Here is a 21862-nt window from a genome sequence, read left to right as displayed (position 1 = left end):
CCGCGCTTATATCCCCGCCCGATTGGGCGAGGTCTTACGCGCAAATTGATAAACACCAATCTGGCGAGATGTATCGTGCCAGATTGGTTATGTGCGCATTAACGCGGACGCGATCCCGGTCGGCCATTGCCTAACATAATCGCCAGTCGGCTGCCACCCGGCGTGGTCTCCATCAATATCTTAGTGACGCTGGTCAGTGGTACTGACAGCAGCATGCCCACCGGCCCCAACAGCCAGCCCCAGAATATCAGCGACAGAAACACCACCAGCGTCGAGAGCCCCAATCCGCGCCCCATCAGCTTTGGCTCCAGCATATTGCCAAACACCATATGAATCGCGCTGAACAGCGCCACCACAAACAACGCATCGTAAGTTCCGTTCAATACCAGCGCCTGAATAAACGGCGGGATGCCGGCGATGATCGGCCCGATGTTGGGTACAAAGTTAAGGATAAAGGCCACGACGCCCCAGAACAGCGCAAACTTCACGCCGATAAGTTCCAGCACCAGCCAAACGGCGAGACCGGTCATCAGGCTAACCAGGGTTTTTAGCGCCAGGTAGTGGGTCACGCCTTTGAAGGCGCGGTGTAACCCCGCGATGCGGATTTGCGGATTCACCATAGCGTTACGCATTTTGTAAGGCAGATGACGCACTTCAAACAGCATAAACACCACGGTGAGGATCAGCAGCAGCACGTTGGTCATGGCACCGGAAAACTGTTTCAGCAGCGTGGTGGCCATATCCATCATCACATTCGGGTCGAGCCGGGCGGCTAAGGCTTCCGTGGAGATATTGATATGAAAGCGAGCGGCAAAGTGCTGCACCACGCCGAGCTTTTGTTCCAGCATGCTACGGATTTGCGGATAGGTATCGCTGAAGTCACTGGCCGAACTGGCCATCACGCCCACCAGCAACAGAATGACGATAAATATCACGCTGATCACCGCTGTGATGGCCAGACCACGCGGCACGCCGCGACGCATCAGCAGGGTGACCAGCGGATTCAGCACAATCGCCAGAAAGCTGGCAAGCAGGAAGGGCACCAGAATCTCTGACGCGGCGCGAATGCCCGCCAGAATGATCACCAGCATCGCCATCTTGACTAGCATGTTCTGGCCAATTTTTTCCTGGGGCAGGTTGTTCATTTACTCTCCTGAGTCATCAATGGCTCAGGAGAGTGTAGTTGAACGAGATTAAGTGATTGTTTATTTAGGAATAAGCGAAACGCGTGAGTGCGTTTTTCGGCAAAGACGCGGTGTAACGCGCAATAAATTGCGCCGCTAATGGCATGTGCAGCTGAGTTGTAGCGGCGCGGTTCATCGCGCTATTTATTCCCCTGGCGCTGCATCAGCATGGTGGCGCCCAGCATCAGGGTGAGGCTGGCAAGCAGTGTCACGGTGGCCATCGCCATCCCTTGTCCCACGGAACCTTGCTCGAACTGACGCCAGATAAAAATCGCCACGGTTTGCGTCCCGGCGGGTGCCAGCAGTAGCGATGTCACCAGTTCGCGCGATGCCACGGCAAACACCATCATCATCGCAGCCAGCAGACTTGGAGCGACCAGCGGCAGGACGATCAGGCGCAGCGCCTGTAAGCGTGATGCGCCGTGCACGCGCGCCGCCGGTTCCAGCGTGGGGGCCAGCTGACGCAGCGCACTGCTGACATAGCGTACCGGCCACGGCAGCAGCAGGCAGCTGTAGGAAAGCAGCAGAATAAACATCGTGTTGTAAGGTGAAACCGGCCAGAAGCCGCGGTTCCACAGCAGAATCAACCCAACACCGACCACCACACCCGGCATGGCGGCAGGCAGCAGCGCCAGGCCATCCATCATCGCCAGCAGGCGCGTTTTCCCTTCTGATACGCGCCAGGCAATCAGGAAACCGAGCAGCCCAGTGAGCAGTGCCGCGCCCAGCGCCAGCCCAATGCTGGTGGAGAAGGCCGCTAATGCATCCCCTTGCTGACTGAACAGCGCGCCGAAATGACGCAGCGTCAGGTTATTCACATGCAGGCCGCCGGAAAGGGTATTCAGTAATCCACTCAGCGTCATTGCGCCCAGCGGCAGTACCACGGCGAGTAAAACGGTGAGGATAAACGGCAGCAACATCAGCGGCAGCCAGCGCCCGCCCTCGGCCAGTTCCTGCACCACCGGTTTGCCGTTAACTGACGTCACATCGCTGCTGCCGGTCAATTTACGTTGCAGGAACCAGGCGGTGAGCGCCACCAGACTCAGCATCAACGAGAGAGATGCCGCGCCCGGTAAGTCGATTGGCCAGTCCGCCAGTTTGATTTCAATACCGACCGTCATCAACGTCAGATGCGCCTGAGTGCCGAGCGCCGCAGGCACGCCGTACTCTTCGATCGCCAGCGTGAATGCCAGCAGCACGCCACCGGCTAACGCAGGAAGCGTCAGCGGCAATGTGATCTGGGCAAAAGCGCGCCAGGCTGATGCGCCGTGGACGCGAGCCACCCAGGCGAGGCGCTGACCGCTCGCCATCAGCGAACGCGACACCGCAAAATAGACCACCGGGAAAATATTCAGCGTCATCACCAGCGTCATGCCGGTACTGCTGAACAGCAGGCTATCAAAGTTGATGCCGATGAGTTGCTCAAAATAGCCGTTGCGTTGCAGCGCCAGCGTCCATGACAGCGCCACGATATAGGGCGGCGTGAGGAAGGGGATCAGGAATAACAGATCCCACATTGCCGCACCCGGCAGGCGGAATAGGCCGCGCAGCGCGCCGAGCGGTAAGCCCAGCAGCAAACTGCACAGCGCCACGCCGCCGCCGATCTTCAGCGTGCCCAGCCACATCGGAACCAGTTGGGGATCTTCAAACAGCGCCGGTAACGCGCTGAAAGCCCCACTCCAGTTCCCCTCGCCAGGCTGTGAAAACAGTGCCTGTAGCACGATAAACAGCAGCGGCAGTGCCACCAGCAGCGTCAGCGCCAGTAGAATCAATCCATTCAGGGCACGCGACATCATTTACTGCCCGAACAGGGCGCCAAAGCGCTTCAACACCGCCGAACGCTCGCTGCTGCCATCGCTATTAGCGGGCAGTAATTTGATCTCGGTGAACAGCGGACGCTGTGCTTTGATATCGGTACGTGCAGGCATCAACCAGGCCTTCGCGACCTGCTCCTGGCCTTCATCCGACAGCACATAATCGACGAACTTCTTCGCATCATCGGCATGTTGGCTGCTTTTCAGAATCATCATCGGACGCGGTGCTACCACGGTGCCGTTCTCCGGGAAGATCACTTTGACGCTTTCACCCTGCGCGATGTTGTTATAGGTGACGTAATCCACCGCACCAAACACCGCCGCTTTCGCCCCTTGCAGCACGGGTGTGACGGCCTGGGCATTCGGGCCGCTCATCACCATGCCATTGGCTTTTAACTGATCAAACAACTGCCAGGCTTTCTCGCCTTCGCTGTTTTGCAGGCCAATCAACAGATCGAGTGAAGCGCCGGACAGAGCGGGATCCGGCGTGGTGACTTTATCTTTAAACGCGGGCGCCGTCAGATCCTGCCAGGTTTTTGGCTCTGGCGTGCCGCTTTTGGTGTTCCACACAATGCCGAGTGCAGAAATACCCTGCGCGACATAGTTTGCCGTTTTGAACTGCTCTGGTACTTTCGCCGCATTGGCGCTTTCATACGGCAGCAGCCAGCCACGATGTTGCAGATCTTCGGCGGTATCCCATGAGGCAGAGATCAGCACATCGGCTTGCGGATTAGCCTGTTCAGCTTCCAGGCGCGCCATGACTTTGCCGGTCGTGGCCTGGAAGATATTCACTTTAATACCGGTTTGCTTTTCGAATCCGGTGGCAAGACTTTTTGATAGCGAACCCGGACCGGCGGTATAAACCGTCAGCGCCTGGGCATCGTTGATCATCATAGCGGAAGTCAAAATCATCGCGCTGATGGCTCCTGTTTTAACTGACTTGAGAGATGGCATTGCGGTCCCCTGAGAGGTGAGTAACGGAAACAATCTGGCCCTGTGCCAGGTGAATAATGCGGTCGGCGAGTGTGTTGGCTTCCTCGCGGTCATGCGTGACATAAACAGCGGTAATGCCCGCACTGCGCAGCAGATCGGCCATGGTATGCACCAGGGTTTCGCGCAGATCGCGGTCAAGATTGGAGAGCGGTTCGTCGAACAACAAAATCGCGGGTTTGGCAACCAAAGCACGGGCGAGGGCGACACGCTGCTGCTGCCCGCCAGAGAGCAACGCCGGTTTGCGATCGCCAAAATCAGCCAGGCCAACCTGCGCCAGCGCTGCATCGGCTTGTTCACGCGCCGCCGCTTTTTTCACACCGCGCATGCGCAACGGGAAAGCGACGTTTTGCGCCACCGTCATGTGCGGCCACAAGGCGTAATCCTGGAAAACCATGCCGAGGTTGCGCATTTCCGGCGCATCACAATGACGTGCAGAGGCAGCGCAGCGATCGCCAATCCATAGCTCACCCGCCGTGGGTTGCAGCAAACCCGCCAGCAGTTTTAGCAGCGTGCTTTTGCCACAGCCGCTCGGGCCGAGCAGCGCAAGGATTTCGCCTGCGGGAATCGTCAGGGAGAGATCGTGCAGAATCGTCAGATTGTTCACCGACCATCTGAGATTTTTCAGTTCGATAGGCACGGCATGCGTCACTGGCTACCTCCCGTGAAGGAGTAGCACTGCGGCACGCGCGCCTGACAGCAAATCAGGAGCAGCATCAGATTGTTTATCCTCTTTGGGATTTGTTGGGCGCGAGTGTAAGTGGGCGATATGACGAAATGATGACCATAAATTAGGGCGATCACCGGATGCAGTCGGCAGGAAAAGGCGTATAGTTAGCCTTCTATACAAATATTTAGTCACCCACGAGCGCAATCACTCATGCCTGACCAGCCTGCCGCAGCCCCTGAACACGGCCGACTTCGCCTGAATCTTCTGATCCTCTCCATTGTGAAGTTCAATTTCGCCAGCTATCTCACGATTGGCCTGCCGTTGGCGGTGCTGCCGGGCTTTGTCCATGACGGATTGGGCTACAGCGCCTTTTGGGCGGGATTGGTGATCAGCCTGCAGTACATCGCCACGCTGCTGAGCCGTCCACATGCCGGGCGCTATGCTGATATGTGGGGGCCGAAGAAGGTCGTGGTGCTGGGGCTGGTGGGTTGTCTGATTAGCGGCATCTGTATCCTGCTTTCAGCACTGACGGAAGGGCAGGGCGTCGTCAGCCTGATTTTGCTGTGTCTGGGGCGCGTAATATTGGGCGTGGGGCAAAGCTTCTCTGGCACCGGCACTTCACTGTGGGGCGTGGCGCGCGTTGGGTCGCTGCATATTGGTCGGGTGATTTCCTGGAACGGTATCGTCACCTACGGCGCGATGGCGATTGGTGCACCGCTGGGTGTGGTGATTTTCCGCAGCGGCGGTTTACTGCTGCTTTCCAGCATCATCATAGCCATCTGCGTGCTGGCGATTGCGCTGGCACTGCCGCGTGCGCCGGTGAAAGGCAGCAAAGCCAAACCGCTGCCGTTTCGTGATGTGCTGGGCAAAATCTACGGTTTTGGCCTGATCCTGGCGATGGGGTCAGCAGGGTTTGGCGTCATCGCCACCTTTATCACCCTGTTCTATCAGGATAAAGGCTGGGATGGTGCCGCCTTTGCCCTAACGATGTTCAGTGCCGCCTTTGTCGGCACGCGCCTGCTGTTCCCCAACGCTATCAATAAACTCGGTGGCCTGCGCGTCGCCAGCATCTGTTTTGCCGTCGAAGCGGTTGGACTGTTTCTGGTGGCGGGTTCATTCGATCCCTGGATGGCCAAAATGGGGGCGTTTCTAACCGGTGCAGGTTTCTCGCTGGTGTTCCCGGCGATTGGCGTGGTGGCGGTGAAGGTGGTACCGCAGCAGAATCAGGGCAGCGCGCTAGCGACCTACACGGCGTTTATGGATCTGTCATTGGGCATCACCGGCCCGATTGCGGGGTTTATCATGAGTTACGCCGGAGTCTCGCTGGTGTATCTGCTGACTGCGCTGCTGGTATGTCTGGCGCTGTTCTGCACGTTACGCATGATGAAGCGCATGCCCGCAGAGGCGAACGTAGAAATCAAAGAAAATGCCTGACTCTCAATAGATAAGCATCCTCAAATTATTCATGTCAATCACTCAGGCGCCCTCGAAACAGGATGTTAAATCGCTCAGTCATCCTCTAAATAGTTTACGTCAGAGCAAGGCGGCAAGTTGGTAAGTCCCCAGGAGCTTACGTCCGTAAGTGATTAGGGTGAGAGCAAACGTTGTTAAATCGCTCAGGCATCCTCTAAATAGTTTACGTCAGAGCAAGGCGGCAAGTTTGTAAGTCCTCAGGAGCTTACGTCCGTAAGTGACTGGGGCGCACAAACGCGGCCAACGCAGCTATGACGTAAAATATGACGAGGATGGAAAAAAGGGCCTCCGACCGAGGCCTAACACTAACAAAGTGTGTCTTGTTATGGACACAGATAAGGGTAGGGGAAACGGCGACCACACACCCTCGGCCGCCGTTATAAATCAGGCTTGCAGTAACTCAATACTCTGGCGAATTTCGCGTTCAATCTCTTTCGCGCCCCACTTCTCCAGCTCCGGGGAGAATGGCTCAAATGCGTAAATGCCCTTATAACCAAGCATCTCCAGACGCTTCACCTGCGCCACGCTGTTCAGCACATCGCGGTCGCTCAGCATAATGCGCTCTTCATCCGTCAGTGCCACCGTTGGGCGGGTATCTTCCACGCCTGAGAGATGCACTAAACCAATCTGGTTCACCTCAATCTCCTGCGGGAACTCCTGCTCGGCGTTCTCGTACAGGTGATGATGGAAGGTATCCAGCAACAATTTAAACGGCACGCCCGCCTGCTTAATCAGCTTTTGCGTCTGCACCGCAGAGCGCAGTGAACTCACCGGGAAGCCCAGCGGCTCAACCAGCCCCTGAATACCGTATTCAGCGAAGCGCGGTGCCAGGATCTGCAACGCCTCCAGCGTTTTCTCTGGTGCGATGGCAATACCCTCGTTCAATGGGCACATCACCAGCGCTTTGGCTCCAATGGCTTTTGCTTCTTGCAACATCGCTTCGGCTTTGCTCAACAGCGCGTCATCAGGGCGGTTAAACGGATAGAGCGCGTTAATGGTCTCGATCTCGATGTGATACTTATCCGCCAGCGATCGCAGCTGCGACGCGCTCAGACCATCGGTGACCTTGCCGCCCGGCATATCGTTACGCAGTTCCACTTTGCTCAAACCCAGTCGCTGAACTAACTGGAAAAAAGCTTCTAGTGAGAGCGCAGGCGCAATTTTACGGTTGATACAGAAACGGGTTGGATCGATGGCCATGTGTGGCTCCTGTAATAGGATACGGATCAGATGCTGCAAAGAAAACATTTATTTCATTGTTAGTGAATTATGAAATATCAGATATTGGATCTTCCTCGCAAAAATTTCATATTTCGTTTCGCGTAACAGCATAGCGACGTGACTTAAGTAGAAAATGTTTGCTCACAGTGGGTTAGGATTGCGCCGGGGCAACAGGGTAAGAACGCCCGTAGTGAGGGCTTTGCGCCTGCCTGACAGACAGAGCGGGAAAAATGCGATCCATGCCGCTAAAAGGAAATTTTCCAAAAAGAAGTATTTGAAAAATTTATTTCATTGTAATAGCTTCATAGCACGCTTTTCGTATTGCCTGGTCAGGTGGTGTAGCAGTGATAACCGACTGCCTGCAGGGAACTTCACATCAAAGAGGCAACGACATGACTATCGTAGGAAACTTTATCGGCGGCAAAATTACCCACAGCGCCAGCAATGAAACCATCCCGGTATACGATCCAGCCACCGGCAAAGTCGCGCGTGAACTGACGCAGAGCACCGCTGCTGAAGTGGAAAAAGCGATCGAAATCGCCCATGCCGCGTTCCCTGAATGGTCGAAAACTGCGCCGCTGCGTCGTGCCCGTGTGATGTTCAACTTCAAAGCACTGATGGAAAAACACCGTGACGAGCTGGCTGCGCTGATTGTGTCTGAGCACGGCAAAGTGTGGTCGGATGCGTTAGGTGAGCTGACGCGCGGTATCGAAGTGATCGAGTTTGCCTGCGGAATCCCGCATCTGATCAAAGGTGAAAACTCACCAAGCGTCGGCACCGGCGTGGACAGCTACTCGCTGATGCAGCCGGTTGGCGTGGTCGCGGGTATTACGCCTTTCAACTTCCCGGCGATGGTGCCACTGTGGATGTTCCCTATCGCACTGGCGTGCGGTAACACCTTTATCCTGAAGCCACCGGCGCTGGATCCATCAGCCTCTGTGCGTATGGCTGAACTGCTGAAAGAAGCGGGACTGCCGGATGGCGTGTTCAACGTGGTGCACTCGTCTAACGAAGATGCTGAGCAGCTGTACAAAGATCCGCGTATTGCGGCAGTGAGCTTCGTCGGCTCTTCCGGCGTGGCCGAGCATATCTACAAAACCGCCAGCGCCCACGGTAAACGTGTGCAGGCGTTTGGTGCGGCGAAAAACCACGCTATCGTGATGCCAGATGCCGATCTGGATGCCACTGTGAATGCTATCATGGGCGGCGCCTTTGGTTCTGCCGGTGAGCGTTGCATGGCGCTGCCTGTGGTTGTCGCAGTGGGCAATGATACTGCTGACAAACTGATTGCGCGTCTGACTCCACTGATCAAAGCGCTGCGCATCGGCCCCGGTATCCAGAAAGGTGCTGAAGAGAACGAAATGGGCCCGGTGGTTTCTGCCGCACATCAGAAGAAAGTACTGGGCTACATCGACAAAGGTGAAGCCGAAGGCGCAAAACTGGTGGTAGATGGTCGTGGCGTGAAAGTCGCAGGCCATGAAGAGGGTTATTACGTGGGCGGCACCCTGTTTGATAACGTTACCCCGGACATGGTGATCTGGCGCGAAGAGATCTTCGGACCGGTATTGAGCATCATGCGTTCTACCGATTTCGACAGCGCGCTGAAGCTGGTAAACAGCCATGAATTCGGCAACGGCAGCGCCATCTTCACCAGCAACGGCCACACCGCGCGTGAGTTCGTGCAGAACGTGGAAGCGGGCATGGTAGGCGTTAACGTTCCCGTGCCGGTGCCAATGGCGTTCCACAGCTTCGGCGGCTGGAAGCGCTCAGTGTTCGGTGCCCTGAACGTGCACGGTCCAGACGGCGTGCGTTTCTACACCCGCATGAAAACCGCCACCGTGCGTTGGCCGAGCGGTCAGCAGACTGTTTCAGAGTTCAGCATGCCGACGCTGGGCTAATCTCGCTCTAACAAGGAGATCGATGATGTCTTTGATTTCGAAAGCACAGCAGCCAGACAGCAACGGCCGTATTCAGCACGTCACGCCGGAAAGTGCGGGCTGGGAGTATGTCGGTTTTGATGCTTATCTGTTGAAGAAGGGCCAAAGCCTGAAACTCAGCAGCGGCGATAAAGAGCTGTGCCTGGTGCTGGTGGCGGGTTTTGCTTCAGTGAAAACCCGCAACGCGGAGTTTCCCAATCTCGGCAAACGCCTGTCACCGTTCGAGCGTATTCCACCGTACTCGGTGTATGTGCCGCACGATGATGAAGTAGAAGTCTACGCCGACAGCGATCTGGAACTGGCGGTGTGTAATGCGCCGAGCAAAGGCAACCTGCCTGCGCGCCTGATTGCACCGGAAGATGTGGGTGTGGAGCACCGTGGTAAAGGGCGCAATCAGCGTCTGGTGCACAACATTTTGCCGGACAACAAAGAGGCCGACAGCCTGCTGGTGGTTGAAGTGTATACCGACGAGGGCGCGACCAGTTCGTACCCGAGCCATAAACATGACCAGAAAACCAGCCCGGATGAGACCTATCTGGAAGAGACCTATTATCACCGTTTCGATCCAGAGCCTGGTTTCGCGATGCAGCGCGTGTATACCGACGACCGTTCACTCGACGAGTGCATGGCGCCGTATAACCGCGATGTGGTGACCGTCCCGCGTGGCTACCATCCGGTGGCCACCATTGCGGGTTACGATAACTACTATCTGAACGTGATGGCCGGTCCGGTGCGTTTGTGGAAGTTTACCTGGGAAAAAGATCACGCCTGGGTGAACAGCGATAAGTACCCGCGCAGCAAATAAAGTCGCAGGTCGCCATAATGGCGACCTTATCGGCTAGCGATACGCTTGTCGTTGGGTGTGCAGTGATGCGCACCTGCCAGAACATCGCAAGATATGAATGACACATGTAAAAAGGGCAGCCAAATGGCTGCCCTTTTTGATGTGCAACGCTCGGCGAAGTTATTCGCCGGTGTTGGTATTATTCAACGCTAATGAAACCGCCAGCGTCTGCGCCAGACAGAGTGAGGCGACCTGCGAACGGAAGCCATCAACCTGCGCTTCGCGCACCACAAAACATACATCGCTGAAGGCGGCCAGCGGACTCACCTGGCTGTCGGTGATGGCAATCAGATGTGCGCCGCGTTTGGCACCCAACTCAACCAGCTCAACCGCTTCACGCGCATATGGCGAGTAGCTGATGGCAATCACCACATCTTTGGGATTCACCATGCTCAACTGCTCGGTAAACATGCCGCCGAGACCGTCGATCAGAAACGCACGACGCTCCAGATGGCGCAGTGCATACACCAGATAGGACGCAACGCTGAATGAGCGACGCAGGCCAATGATGTAGATATTCTCGGCTTCATCCAGCATTTTCACCGCTTTGTTCAGCTGGTCCGGATTGACCTGCATGGCTAGCTGCTGCAATGCCTGGCTGTTCACCATGGTGAATACGTTGAGAATCTCAACCGGGCTCTCAGGAGAACTGGCGCTGTCATCCGTTGCGGTCTGGCGGAACAGACGGGCGCGCTCGGTGTAGTTCACCGTTTCTTCCATCAGATGTTGACGGAAAACCTGTTTCATTTCGTTGAAACCACTGAAGCCAAATGCGTTGGCAAAGCGAATCAGCGTCGAGGGCGGCACATCGGCCTGTTGCGCGATGGAAGCGACGGTATCGAAAGCAATGCTGTTGCTGTTATCAAGAATATAACGAGCCACCTGCTTCAGGCGTTTACTCAGCGTCTCATAGCGGCGACGGATATCGTCCTGTAACAAGGTTAATTGGGTTGGATTATTGGTCATGACTTCGGCCCGTCAAAAAAGAAGATATGGCTGGATAATGAGCGCTATAGTACCAGATGGATGGAAAATTTCATTTGTTTGACGCTATCGTGACGCTTATTTCATCGGTTTATGAAATGCCTCACAAAAAGAAGTGATTAGCGAGAAGGCAAAAGCCAATAAAAAAAGCGGCTCTTGCGAGCCGCTTTTAACTGTGATTAAACCCTGTCAGCCACGCGCCGCGCGCCAGTAGCCAATCAGTCGCAGATAGTTGCCCTTCACCGTTTCAATCAGCGCTTTATCATCCAGTTCACCGTTGAGCCATTGGCGTGACGGTTGGCCGAAAATTGTGCGTCCGACGGCAAAGCCTTTCACCCACGGCGCTTGCGCCGCCGCCGCGAAACCGGCTTTCAGCGTCTCTTCCGGTGCATCGAGGCCGAGCAGCAGAATGCCGCGGCAGTGGGGATCGTTCTGTTCGATCAGCCCGCTGATGGCCTGCCAGCTCTCCGCCGACAGCGGTGGCAGCTTCCACCAGTCCGGCTGAATGCCCAGGCTGTAGAAGTGGCTCAGCATGTTGTAATAGTACGCTTCATTACGGTCAGGATTGCTCTCCGGCAGAATCAGTTCCAGCAGCAGCTCATGCCCGCTCTTGTTACAACCGTTCCACACATCGAGTACCAGTTCATCCTGCTCTTTACGCAGCTCGGCGCTGTCGTGCGGATGGTAGAACACCAGGCATTTCACCACGTGCTCTGCCGGCCAGTCGACCAGTTGCGAACCGATGTTGCCGTGCTCCAGACGCAGGGGACGCGAGCTTGGCAGTTCGATAGGTCGGCCAATCCACCAGTTTTTGCCGGTAATGGCGTTCAGCGCTTTCTGGCCGTAGGTGGTATCCGCCAGAATCCCACTCTTCTCATTTAAGCCTGCTTCGTTGGCCGCTTCCTGTGCCGCCTGCAGTAGCAGCAGTTTCAACTGCGGGATCTTATCTTCACTGACGCCCGCTTCACGTGCCATATCGGCCAACTGCTTACGGTGGTCAAAGGCGAACACGTTGAGTTCTGGCCACTGCTGTTTACGCGTGGTGACGCGGTGCAGATGGTTGAGTCGCGCATCCAAATCCGGACGTTTTACATCTTTATCGCGACCGAGGAAATCGTCCAACTCTTCTTTGGTTGGCATCGCTGGCGCGCAACCGTGGCGTGAGACCACCAGCGCACCACAGGCGTTGGCGTAGCGGCAAGCCTGTTCCCAGCTTTCATCGTTGAGCCAGCCGCGTAGCAGGCCAGACATAAAGGCATCGCCTGCGCCCAGCACGTTCAGGACTTCTACGCGCACACCGGTTTGCAGTTTGGTCTGTTCCCAGCTGTCCGGGATATCACCTTCAAACACCACGCAACCCAAGGGTCCACGTTTACACACCAGCGTGGCTTTGCTTGCCTGGCGCACATTTTTCAGTGCTGTCAGCGTATCCGTGCTGCCGCCGGCAATATGGAACTCTTCTTCCGTTCCTACCACCAAATCGAAATAGTGCAGCACTTCCTGCAGCTGTTTCGTGACTTCACCGGATTCAACGAAACGCGTTTCGCCATCGCCCAGTGACGTCAGGCCCCACAGCACCGGACGATAATCGATATCCAGTGCGGTGCGCAGACCATTTCGTTTGGCGATATCCAATGCTTTCAGCACCGCAGCGCGGGTTTGCGGATGTGAAAGATGCGTACCGGTGACCGCGACAGCGCGAGAGGAGGTGATGAATTCCTCTTTAATGTCATCCGGCACCAGGCCCATATCGGCACAGTTGTCGCGGTAGAAGATCAGCGGGAAGGTATCTTCATCTTTAATACCGAGGATCACCAGGCCGGTCAGGCGGTTTTTATCGGTGATCAGCCCATCGGTGTTACAACCTACGCGCTGCAATTCTTCTCGCAGAAAGCGGCCGTTATGTTCATCCCCTACGCGTGCCAGCATGGCTGATTTCAAGCCCTGAATGGCTGTTCCATAGGCCACGTTACCGGAAGAACCGCCCAGATATTTATTAAAGCTGGTCATATCTTCCAGACGTGATCCGATTTGCTGACCGTAGAGGTCGACGGCGATGCGTCCGATACAAATCACATCAAGCCGCTTCTGTTGTGTACTCATACCTGTGGTTTCCTTCTGTGATAAGCAGACACTGGGGCGAAAACGCCCAACATCAAGCGCTATGCTTCCGGGTTCTCAAGGTGCCTGATTGGCTATGGTCGCAGTATGAGGAATAAAAATTCCAAATACAATATGAAATGAAACATCCATCGCGATTTTGTGACCGAGGTAAAACTCTGCACAATGCGCTATCACGGCACGCTGTTTAGCATCAGTTTCACTGATGCTCTGGCTTGTGAGCCAGGTCGCAGGAAAATGGCTGTGAATAAAGGAAGCTACTGAAGTGAAATGAAATTTCGCTATCTTGTTAAAATGCTATTTTGTCATTCCACTTTTACCCCTGCAACGGCCTCCGCTGGCAACGTTTCATCGCTGAATTTGATCTCCATCGCAAAATGAAATGTTTCTTCTGTAATTACGTTTAATGAAAAAAATATTTGTTTATAATCGCCACACGTTTCACTTATCCGCGGGTGCCGTAACGGCAGTGAAAACCCGAACCGCGTTGTACCTCACGTCAGGTACCAGCATGTAAAGGAAGAAGCATATGGGCACAATCAGACTTACCACGGCACAGGCGCTGGTGAAATTTCTTGATAACCAGTATCTGAACGTTGACGGCGTTGAAACCAAATTTGTGAAAGGCATTTTTGCCATTTTCGGCCACGGTAACGTGCTGGGACTGGGGCAAGCGCTGGAGCAGGACAGCGGCGATCTGGTGGTGCATCAAGGTCGTAATGAACAGGGCATGGCGCATGCGGCGATTGGTTTCGCCAAGCAGTCACTGCGTCGTCAGATTATTGCCTGTACTTCTTCAGTGGGACCGGGCGCGGCGAACATGATCACCGCAGCTGCCACGGCGACCGCCAACCGCATTCCTTTATTGCTGCTGCCGGGCGATGTGTTCGCCACGCGTCAGCCCGATCCCGTTTTGCAGCAGATCGAGCAGAGCCACGATCTCAGCATCAGTACCAACGACGCCTTCCGCGCGGTGAGCAAATACTGGGACCGCGTTAGCCGTCCTGAACAGCTGATGACTGCCTGTATTAATGCCTTGCGTGTGCTGACCGATCCGGCGGAGACCGGTGCCGTGACCATCGCGCTGCCGCAAGACGTGCAGAGTGAGGCCTGGGACTTCCCGGAATATTTCTTCCAGAAACGTGTGCACCGTCTGGATCGCCGTCTGCCGACCGCTGCCCAGTTGGAAGATGCTCTGTCGCTGATTGCGCGTAAACACAAGCCGCTGATTATCGTGGGTGGCGGTCTGAAATATTCTGATGCCGGTGCCGCGCTGCTGAAATTCGCGGAGCGCTTTAACATCCCGTTTGCGGAAACACAGGCCGGTAAAGGCACCATTGTTTCTGATCATCCACTGAATGTGGGTGGCGTCGGCGAAACCGGTTGTCTGGCGGCTAACCTGTTGGCGAAAGAAGCCGATCTGGTAATCGGGATCGGCACGCGCTACACCGATTTCACCACCGCTTCGAAATGGATTTTCCAGAATCCTGAAGTGAGCTACCTCAACATCAACGTCAGCAATTTCGACAGCTACAAGCTCGATGCAGTGCAGTTGCTAGCGGATGCGCGTGAAGGGTTGACTGCACTGGAAAGCGGACTGAAAGGCTTTGAGAACCACTGGGGCGGTCAGGTTGAGCAGGCACAAAGGAAGCTGCTGAAAGAGACGCAGCGTGTGTATGCCGCCACTTATAACACCGACGATTTTATTCCCGAAATCGCCGATCACATTGACCGTGAAGCGCTGTTTACTGAGTTTGAGCGCCTGACGCAGTCAGTGCTGACGCAGAGCAGTGTGCTGGGCACCTTAAACGAGCAGCTCCCAAAGGATGCAGTGATTGTCGCGGCAGCGGGCAGTCTGCCGGGCGACCTGCAACGCATGTGGCGCACCAAAGATTACAACTCGTACCACGTTGAATATGGCTATTCCTGCATGGGCTACGAAGTCAACGCCGCGTTGGGCGTGAAGCTGGCGCAGCCGCAGCGTGAAGTCTACGTGATGGTTGGCGATGGCTCGTTCATGATGCTGCACTCCGAGCTGGTCACCTCGATTCAGGAAGGCGCGAAAATCAACGTGGTGCTGCTGGATAACATGACCAACGGCTGTATTAACAACCTGCAGATGGAACACGGCATGGACAGCTTCACCACCGAGTTCCGTTTCCGCAACCCGGAAGGCGGCAAGCTGGATGGCGGCTTTATTCCGGTCGATTTCGCGGCGATTGCGGGCGGTTACGGCTGTAAAACTTATCGCATCACCACGCTGGAACAGTTGGAAGCTGCACTGATTGACGCGCAGAAACAGACCGTTTCAGTGCTGTTCGACATCAAAGTGCTGCCAAAAACCATGATTCACAAATATTTTAGCTGGTGGCACGTTGGTGTGGCTCAGACTTCAACGTCTGAACGCACGCAGGAAGTCGCTGACAAGCTTAACGTGCATATCGAACAAGCACGTAAGTACTAACACCCTTTTTAGGCCGGCGTTCGCCGGCCTTGTTTAACCCTATGTACCCCAAATAATTCGAGAGTCAGGAAGGCGGCCAACGAGAGCAGCCAACGCACCTGCATCTTGAAATATGAAGGGCATACTTATCCGACTCTACAGGTGTAATTATGACGCTCAAACTCGGTGTAATTGGTACCGGTGCAATTGGTCAGGATCACATTCGTCGCTGCAACAATGTGTTGCAGGGCGCGAAAGTGGTGGCGGTTTCAGATATCAACGTGGAAGGGGCCCGTGCGGCGCTGCAGCGTCTGAATATCGAAGCTGAGGTGTATCAGGATGGTCATCAGGTGATTAACTCGCCGGAGGTGGATGCCATTCTGGTGACATCATGGGATCCGACCCACGAAGAATTCACCCTCGCCGCCATTGCTGCTGGCAAGCCGGTGTTCTGCGAGAAGCCGCTGGCGATGAGCGCCGAAGGCTGCCGCCGCATCGTTGATGCCGAAATTAAACACGGTAAACGCCTGGTGCAGGTGGGCTTTATGCGTCCGTACGATTCAGGCTATCGCGCGTTGAAGAAAGTGATCACTGACGGTGAAATCGGCGAGCCGCTGATGCTGCACTGTGCGCACCGCAACCAGAGCGTGGGCGAAAATTACACCACCGATATGGCGATCACCAACACCCTGATTCACGAGCTGGACGTGCTGCGCTGGTTGACCGAAGACGATTATAAATCGGTGCAGGTGGTGTTCCCGCGTTCCACCTCGAAGAGCCACGCCAAATTGAAAGATCCGCAAATCGTACTGTTCGAAACCCAGAAGGGCATTCGTATTGATGTCGAGATCTTCGTGAACTGCGCATACGGCTACGACATTCAGTGTGAAGTGGTGGGCGAAGAGGGCATTGCCAAACTGCCTGAGCCTTCCTCAATTCAGATGCGCAAAAACGCGCGTCTCGGCAATGCGCTGCTCACTGACTGGAAAGACCGTTTCATTGAGGCCTATGACGTTGAACTGCAGGCCTTCATCAATGACGCCACGGCGGGCAAGTTGACCGGTCCTTCCGCCTGGGATGGGTTTGCCGCTTCCGTTGCGGCGGATGCGTGCCATAAAGCCCAGAACAGCGGCGCTATTGAGCCGGTGACCATGCCAGCGCGTCCAGACTTTTACGCCAAATAACTGAATCCGTGCGCTAACACTTCTCTCTCAGAATCAGGGAATTGAAATGAACAAAGACAATGTAAAACTGGCGATTGCGCCAATCGGCTGGACCAACGATGACATGCCAGAGCTGGGCAGCGAAAACACCTTCCAGCAGACGGTGAGCGAAATGGCGTTGGCAGGTTTCACCGGCAGTGAAGTCGGCAGTAAATACCCGAAAGATCCCGCAGTATTGAAACCGATGTTGGATATTCGTGGTATCCAAATCTGCAATGCCTGGTTCAGCACTTTCTTCGCCAACGGTGACAAGGCGAAAACCATCGACGAGTTCACCCATCACATGAACTTCCTGCACGCCATGGGCGCGCGCGTGATTGGCTGCTCTGAACAAAGCAAAAGTATTCAGGGCACCACGCTGGCGGTGCTGGAGCAGAAACCGATCTTCACGGATGAAGAGTGGCGTCTGACGGCGGAAGGCTACAACGAGTTGGCTGAAATCGCGGCGAAGAAGGGCATGCGCGTAACGCTGCACCATCACATGGGGACCGGCATTCAGACCCCAGCGGAAATCGATCGCTTTATGGAATCGACCAATCAGAATGTCGGCCTGCTGTATGACACTGGCCACATCTACTATTCCGAAGGTTCGCAGCAGGCGATGCTGGATGTGCTGACCCAATACCTGCCGCGCATTTTCCATGTGCATCTCAAAGATGTGCGTGACAGCGTGGTGGCCGAAGTGCGCGAGAAATCCCTGTCGTTCCTCGATGGCGTGAAGAAAGGCACCTTCACCGTACCGGGCGATGGCGTGATTGATTTCAAACCGGTGTTCAAAATCCTCGACGATTACGGCTACAAAGGCTGGATGGTGGTGGAAGCGGAGCAGGATCCGGCACTGGCCAACCCGTTCGAATATGCGGTGAAAGCGCGCAAATATATTCGCGAGAATACTGGCTTATAAGTTCATTGATGCACAATAAATTGTGCCGCTACGGATTGTGCACTTCCGTTGTAGCGATTTGATTCATCGGTATGTGCACTTCATTGTAGCGGCGCGATTTATCGCGCTCTTTTGACCGTCAGATACAATAAAAAAGGCCGTTATCCCTTTCAGGATAACGGCCTTTTATTTGGCCAGGATTAAGATGCCAGCGACAGCGCCGGTTTCTGACCGTGTTCTGCCAGCCACTCACTAATGCGCGCCTGCTCAGCTTCTGTCAGCCACATACCTTGTTTGGTACGACGCCAGATCGCATCATCCAGTTCGCGCACCCACTCATTTTTCACCAGGTAGCGCAATTCAGCTTCATAAAACTCGTGGCCGAAGTTCTCGCCCAGATCCGCCAGACTGCTTGCGCCAGCCAGCAGTTCTTCGGTGCGGCTGCCGTAGGTACGGGCAAAGTGGCGCGCCATGCCTTCGCTGATAAACGGATAGCGACGACGTAAGCCTGCGGCGTAATCTTCACGGGTGCCAGAGAAATCACCGCCTGGCAGTACTGCTGATTTAGTCCAGGCTGGGCCAGCGTTGGGATAGTACTTCGCCAGTTTCTCCAGCGCGTGTTCTGCCAGTTTACGATAGGTGGTCAGCTTACCGCCAAACACCGACAGCAGCGGCGCCTGGCCGTTGTCATCGTGCACATCCAGCGTGTAATCACGGGTGATGGCCTGCGGAGAATCCGATTCGTCATCACACAGCGGACGCACACCAGAATAAGTCCAGACGATGTCATCTTTGCTCAGCTGCTGTTTGAAGTGTCCGTTAAACACTTTCAGCAAATAGCTAATTTCGTTGTCATCGATCTTCACGTCTTTCGGATCGCCTTTGTACTCCACATCCGTCGTACCGATGATAGAGAATTCGTCCATCCACGGAATCACAAACACGATACGGTTATCTTCGTTCTGCAGGATGTAAGCCTGCTTTTCACGGTGTACGCGCGGCACCACAATGTGGCTGCCTTTGATCAGGCGAATGCCATAGGGTGATTTTAGTTTCAGACCATCGTCGAACAGTTGCTTCACCCATGGGCCAGCGGCGTTGACCAGGCCTTTAGCGCGCCAGGTGAAAATTTTGCCGGTATCGATATCTTCCGCTTCCACCATCCAGAGACCGCCTTCGCGCCATGCACGGTTAACGCGGGTGCGGGTGCGCACTTCGCCACCCTGTTTCACCACTTCCTGCGCGTTAAGTACCACCATGCGCGCATCGTCCACCCAGCAGTCGGAATATTCGAATCCGCGCGTGATCTCAGGCTTAAGGGCCGATTCCGCGCCAAAACGCAGGCCTTTACTGCCCGGTAAGGTGGTGCGTTTACCCAGGCGGTCGTACATAAACAGGCCAAGGCGAATCATCCACGCCGGACGCAGATGCGGGCGATGTGGCAAGCGGAAGCGCATTGGGAAGGCAATGTGCGGTGCCATTTTCAGCAGCACTTCACGTTCGGCCAGCGCTTCGCCCACCAGACGAAATTCGTAATGTTCCAGGTAGCGCAGGCCACCGTGGATTAATTTAGAGCTGTTGGAGGAGGTTGCACAGGCCAAATCCCGCGCCTCCAGCATCAGCACTGACAGTCCGCGTCCTGCAGCGTCCACTGCAATGCCGGCTCCGTTAATGCCGCCGCCGATCACGATCAGGTCTTTGGTTTCCACGTCATCTCCTCCGATGTTCGGAATAGTTCTAAAATGTTCGTTTTCGAGCGTAATAATAATCGGAAACCAACATTGATGCCAGCGCTTAACTCAATAAAAACATTTTTGCGTGATATAGCTAACATCCCTGCAGGAAAAAAAATCCATAGCCATAACTTTTGTCAGGTTATCGCGACGGATTCTCAGGTTAAACTAGGCGCTAATTGTGACGACCTTATGAGAGACACCATGGAAAACTTCGAATGTATTTCGGTTCAGCAGGCTAACGAGCACCTGGCACAAGGCGCACAGCTGGTGGACATTCGCGACCCACAAAGCTTTGCCATGGGCCACGCGACAGGCTCGTTGCATCTGTCGAATGACAATCTGGCGGATTTTATCGCGCAGGCGAATCATGCGTTGCCGGTGCTGGTGATGTGCTATCACGGCAACAGCAGTAAAGGTGCTGCGCAGTTCTTGTTAGGGCAGGGATTCAGTGCAGCGTATAGCATCGATGGCGGTTTTGACGCCTGGCGTGCCGTCTTCCCCGCGCAGGTGGCCACTGGCGGCGTCTGAGACGATCACATAAAGGAAGGAGAACCCGCACGATGCGCATTACTCAGTTCAACAACCCGCGTATGGCGCAGGCGTTTGTGGATTACATGGCAACGCGCGGCGTCACGCTGCGTATTGAGCGCGAAAGCCACTATGTCATTATGCTGGATGATGAAGCCAGGCTGGAGATGGTTGAAAACGAACTTGCCCAGTTCGTACGCGACCCTAATCATCCACGCTATCAGGCCGCCAGCTGGCATACAGGCAGTACCGAAAGTGGCTTGCGCTATGAACGCAGCAACATCTGGGCGAATATTCGTGAACGCGCAGGCCCGCTCACCATGACGATCATGATCGCCTGCGTGGCGGTGTTCATCATGATGCAGATTGTCGGTGATGATGTGGCGCTGGATTGGCTGGCGTGGCCTGCTGACTCCTCGCAGTATTTCCAGGTGTGGCGCTGGTTTAGCCATGCGCTGTTGCACTTCTCACTGCTGCACATCCTGTTCAATCTGATGTGGTGGTGGTATCTCGGTGGCGCAGTGGAGAAGCGTATTGGCAGCGGCAAGCTGTTTGTGATTATGCTCATTTCCGCGCTGTTGAGCGGCTGGATGCAGGCTAAATTCAGCGGTGTACTGTTCGGCGGACTATCGGGCGTGGTGTATGCGCTGATGGGTTATTGCTGGCTGCGTGGCGAGCGCGATCCCGAAAGTGGCATTTATCTGGAGCGCGGTCTGATGGGCTTCGCTATTGTATGGCTGATTATTGGCTGGTACGGCGCTTTTGGGCTGTCGATTGCTAACGCTGCACATGTCACCGGCTTGCTGGTCGGCCTGGCAATGGCGTTTGTCGATACGCGCAATGTGGCACGTCGGTAGCAGGTATAAAAAGAAAACGGCTCTGAGCCGAGGAGAGAGATGTGAAGCAGACGCAACGTCATGACGCCATTATCGATTTGGTGCGACGCCAGGGATATGTCAGTACGGAAGAGCTGGTGGATCACTTTGAGGTGAGCCCGCAAACCATTCGGCGTGACCTGAACGATCTGGCCGATCAGAATAAAATCCAGCGTCATCACGGCGGCGCGGCGCTGCCTTCCAGCTCTGAAAACACCGCATGGCAGGATCGTAAAATGATGTGGTCGGCGGAGAAAGCGCGCATTGCCGAGCGTGTGGCGAGCCAGATCCCCGATGGTGCCACACTGTTTATCGATATCGGCACCACGCCTGAAGCGGTGGCGCATGCGTTGCTTAACCATAACAATTTGCGCGTGGTGACTAACAACCTCAACGTGGCCATTTTGCTGATGGCGAAACCGGACTTCCGCGTGATCATCGCCGGCGGTGAAGTGCGTACGCGCGATGGTGGCATCATGGGCGAAGCGACGCTGGATTTCATCTCCCAGTTCCGCCTCGACTACGGCATTCTCGGCATCAGCGGTATTGATATGGATGGCTCACTGCTGGAGTTCGATTACCACGAAGTACGCACCAAACGCGCGATAATCGAAAACTCACGCTGCGTGATGTTGGTGGTGGACCATTCTAAGTTTGGCCGTAATGCGATGGTGAACCTGGGGAATATGAGCCTGATTGACTATATGTATACCGATCAGACGCCGCCTGCCAGCGTGCTGAAGGTGATTGAGCAACACGAAGTCCATCTCGAACTCTGCTAATCCATCCTGCCGGGGCGGTCACAGTGCCGCCCGCAGGGTCGCATCAGGTTGAGCGCCACGCTTAAATCCACTTTTTTTCCCTTCATCCGCATTTCTCTGTCGCTTTTTTCTTCGCCCCCGGCTTTACTTATCCTTTCTGGTTATGCGCTCGCCC

General features: G+C 55.2%; 17 protein-coding genes. 9 read left to right on the top strand and 8 right to left on the bottom strand.

Annotated features, from left to right (window positions below):
• Positions 1–98 precede the first annotated feature (98 nt).
• The 4 genes from IAE30_RS15315 to IAE30_RS15300 all read right to left on the bottom strand — a co-directional run bounded on the left by IAE30_RS15315 (position 99) and on the right by IAE30_RS15300 (position 4640).
• On the bottom strand, positions 99–1145 hold the full coding sequence (locus IAE30_RS15315) for an AI-2E family transporter (protein ID WP_038644245.1): 1047 nt from the start codon (positions 1143–1145) through the stop codon (positions 99–101).
• A gap of 179 nt (positions 1146–1324) precedes the next feature.
• Positions 1325–2980, bottom strand: coding sequence for an iron ABC transporter permease (locus tag IAE30_RS15310; RefSeq protein ID WP_200680313.1), 1656 nt, complete (start codon positions 2978–2980; stop codon positions 1325–1327).
• On the bottom strand, positions 2981–3952 hold the full coding sequence (locus IAE30_RS15305) for an ABC transporter substrate-binding protein (RefSeq protein ID WP_197079561.1): 972 nt from the start codon (positions 3950–3952) through the stop codon (positions 2981–2983).
• Positions 3930–4640 carry an ABC transporter ATP-binding protein gene (locus IAE30_RS15300; RefSeq protein WP_045814084.1) on the bottom strand — a complete coding sequence of 237 codons (711 nt, stop codon included), beginning with the start codon at positions 4638–4640 and terminating at the stop codon, positions 3930–3932. Before IAE30_RS15300 ends, IAE30_RS15305 begins: the two co-directional genes overlap by 23 nt.
• Positions 4641–4868: 228 nt before the next feature.
• Between IAE30_RS15300 and IAE30_RS15295 the strand changes: the two genes are divergently transcribed.
• Complete coding sequence (locus IAE30_RS15295) at positions 4869–6092, top strand: MFS transporter (protein ID WP_038644248.1); 1224 nt, start codon at positions 4869–4871, stop codon at positions 6090–6092.
• A 423-nt stretch (positions 6093–6515) separates the two neighbouring features.
• Here IAE30_RS15295 and IAE30_RS15290 read toward each other — a convergent pair whose 3' ends face one another.
• The gene (locus tag IAE30_RS15290) at positions 6516–7331 is read right to left on the bottom strand and encodes a TIM barrel protein (protein ID WP_038644249.1); all 816 of its coding nucleotides are present in this window, start codon (positions 7329–7331) and stop codon (positions 6516–6518) included.
• A 413-nt stretch (positions 7332–7744) separates the two neighbouring features.
• Here IAE30_RS15290 and IAE30_RS15285 point away from each other — a divergent pair, with 413 nt between their 5' ends.
• Together IAE30_RS15285 and iolB are read left to right on the top strand one after the other, a co-directional pair.
• The gene (locus IAE30_RS15285) at positions 7745–9250 is read left to right on the top strand and encodes a CoA-acylating methylmalonate-semialdehyde dehydrogenase (protein WP_038644250.1); all 1506 of its coding nucleotides are present in this window, start codon (positions 7745–7747) and stop codon (positions 9248–9250) included.
• Positions 9251–9275: 25 nt separating this feature from the next.
• Complete coding sequence (gene iolB, locus IAE30_RS15280) at positions 9276–10094, top strand: 5-deoxy-glucuronate isomerase (RefSeq protein WP_200680361.1); 819 nt, start codon at positions 9276–9278, stop codon at positions 10092–10094.
• Between the two features lie 159 nt (positions 10095–10253).
• On the opposite strand, the gene IAE30_RS15275 is transcribed toward iolB, so the two are convergent.
• Together IAE30_RS15275 and iolC are read right to left on the bottom strand one after the other, a co-directional pair.
• Positions 10254–11099, bottom strand: coding sequence for a MurR/RpiR family transcriptional regulator (locus IAE30_RS15275; protein ID WP_045833767.1), 846 nt, complete (start codon positions 11097–11099; stop codon positions 10254–10256).
• 207 nt (positions 11100–11306) lie between these two features.
• Positions 11307–13220, bottom strand: coding sequence for a 5-dehydro-2-deoxygluconokinase (gene iolC, locus IAE30_RS15270; RefSeq protein WP_200680311.1), 1914 nt, complete (start codon positions 13218–13220; stop codon positions 11307–11309).
• A 547-nt stretch (positions 13221–13767) separates the two neighbouring features.
• Here iolC and iolD point away from each other — a divergent pair.
• From iolD to iolE, 3 genes are all read left to right on the top strand, one after another.
• Positions 13768–15702 (top strand): 3D-(3,5/4)-trihydroxycyclohexane-1,2-dione acylhydrolase (decyclizing), encoded by a 1935-nt coding sequence (gene iolD, locus IAE30_RS15265; RefSeq protein ID WP_200680309.1) that lies wholly within the window; start codon positions 13768–13770, stop codon positions 15700–15702.
• Positions 15703–15851: 149 nt separating this feature from the next.
• The gene (locus IAE30_RS15260; protein WP_038644253.1) at positions 15852–16865 is read left to right on the top strand and encodes a Gfo/Idh/MocA family protein; all 1014 of its coding nucleotides are present in this window, start codon (positions 15852–15854) and stop codon (positions 16863–16865) included.
• A 46-nt stretch (positions 16866–16911) separates the two neighbouring features.
• The gene (gene iolE, locus IAE30_RS15255) at positions 16912–17808 is read left to right on the top strand and encodes a myo-inosose-2 dehydratase (RefSeq protein ID WP_045814078.1); all 897 of its coding nucleotides are present in this window, start codon (positions 16912–16914) and stop codon (positions 17806–17808) included.
• Positions 17809–17987: 179 nt separating this feature from the next.
• On the opposite strand, the gene glpD is transcribed toward iolE, so the two are convergent.
• A complete protein-coding gene (gene glpD, locus IAE30_RS15250) occupies positions 17988–19496 on the bottom strand; it encodes a glycerol-3-phosphate dehydrogenase (RefSeq protein WP_200680307.1) in 1509 nt (502 codons plus the stop codon).
• Between the two features lie 228 nt (positions 19497–19724).
• On the opposite strand from glpD, the gene glpE reads away from it, so the two are divergent.
• The 3 genes from glpE to IAE30_RS15235 are packed head-to-tail and all read left to right on the top strand — an operon-like array spanning position 19725 to position 21708.
• Positions 19725–20051, top strand: a complete 327-nt coding sequence (gene glpE / locus IAE30_RS15245) for a thiosulfate sulfurtransferase GlpE (RefSeq protein WP_045833772.1) — start codon at positions 19725–19727, stop codon at positions 20049–20051.
• Positions 20052–20083: 32 nt separating this feature from the next.
• Positions 20084–20908, top strand: a complete 825-nt coding sequence (gene glpG / locus IAE30_RS15240) for a rhomboid family intramembrane serine protease GlpG (protein ID WP_038644257.1) — start codon at positions 20084–20086, stop codon at positions 20906–20908.
• A gap of 41 nt (positions 20909–20949) precedes the next feature.
• Positions 20950–21708 (top strand): DeoR/GlpR family transcriptional regulator, encoded by a 759-nt coding sequence (locus tag IAE30_RS15235; protein WP_034819687.1) that lies wholly within the window; start codon positions 20950–20952, stop codon positions 21706–21708.
• The last annotated feature ends 154 nt before the right edge of the window (positions 21709–21862 follow it).

Source organism: Pantoea sp. S61 (genome assembly GCF_016625145.1).
Taxonomy (GTDB): Bacteria; Pseudomonadota; Gammaproteobacteria; order Enterobacterales; family Enterobacteriaceae; genus Pantoea; species Pantoea rwandensis_B.
This window is presented reverse-complemented; position numbering and strand designations above follow the sequence as displayed.

Coding starts and splice junctions, on each gene's coding strand:
- IAE30_RS15315 (WP_038644245.1), bottom strand. CDS start 1,145: ATGAACAACCTGCCCCAGGAAAAAATTGGCCAGAACATGCTAGTCAAG.
- IAE30_RS15310 (WP_200680313.1), bottom strand. CDS start 2,980: ATGATGTCGCGTGCCCTGAATGGATTGATTCTACTGGCGCTGACGCTG.
- IAE30_RS15305 (WP_197079561.1), bottom strand. CDS start 3,952: ATGCCATCTCTCAAGTCAGTTAAAACAGGAGCCATCAGCGCGATGATT.
- IAE30_RS15295 (WP_038644248.1), top strand. CDS start 4,869: ATGCCTGACCAGCCTGCCGCAGCCCCTGAACACGGCCGACTTCGCCTG.
- IAE30_RS15290 (WP_038644249.1), bottom strand. CDS start 7,331: ATGGCCATCGATCCAACCCGTTTCTGTATCAACCGTAAAATTGCGCCT.
- IAE30_RS15285 (WP_038644250.1), top strand. CDS start 7,745: ATGACTATCGTAGGAAACTTTATCGGCGGCAAAATTACCCACAGCGCC.
- iolB (WP_200680361.1), top strand. CDS start 9,276: ATGTCTTTGATTTCGAAAGCACAGCAGCCAGACAGCAACGGCCGTATT.
- IAE30_RS15275 (WP_045833767.1), bottom strand. CDS start 11,099: ATGACCAATAATCCAACCCAATTAACCTTGTTACAGGACGATATCCGT.
- iolC (WP_200680311.1), bottom strand. CDS start 13,220: ATGAGTACACAACAGAAGCGGCTTGATGTGATTTGTATCGGACGCATC.
- iolD (WP_200680309.1), top strand. CDS start 13,768: ATGGGCACAATCAGACTTACCACGGCACAGGCGCTGGTGAAATTTCTT.
- IAE30_RS15260 (WP_038644253.1), top strand. CDS start 15,852: ATGACGCTCAAACTCGGTGTAATTGGTACCGGTGCAATTGGTCAGGAT.
- iolE (WP_045814078.1), top strand. CDS start 16,912: ATGAACAAAGACAATGTAAAACTGGCGATTGCGCCAATCGGCTGGACC.
- glpE (WP_045833772.1), top strand. CDS start 19,725: ATGGAAAACTTCGAATGTATTTCGGTTCAGCAGGCTAACGAGCACCTG.
- glpG (WP_038644257.1), top strand. CDS start 20,084: ATGCGCATTACTCAGTTCAACAACCCGCGTATGGCGCAGGCGTTTGTG.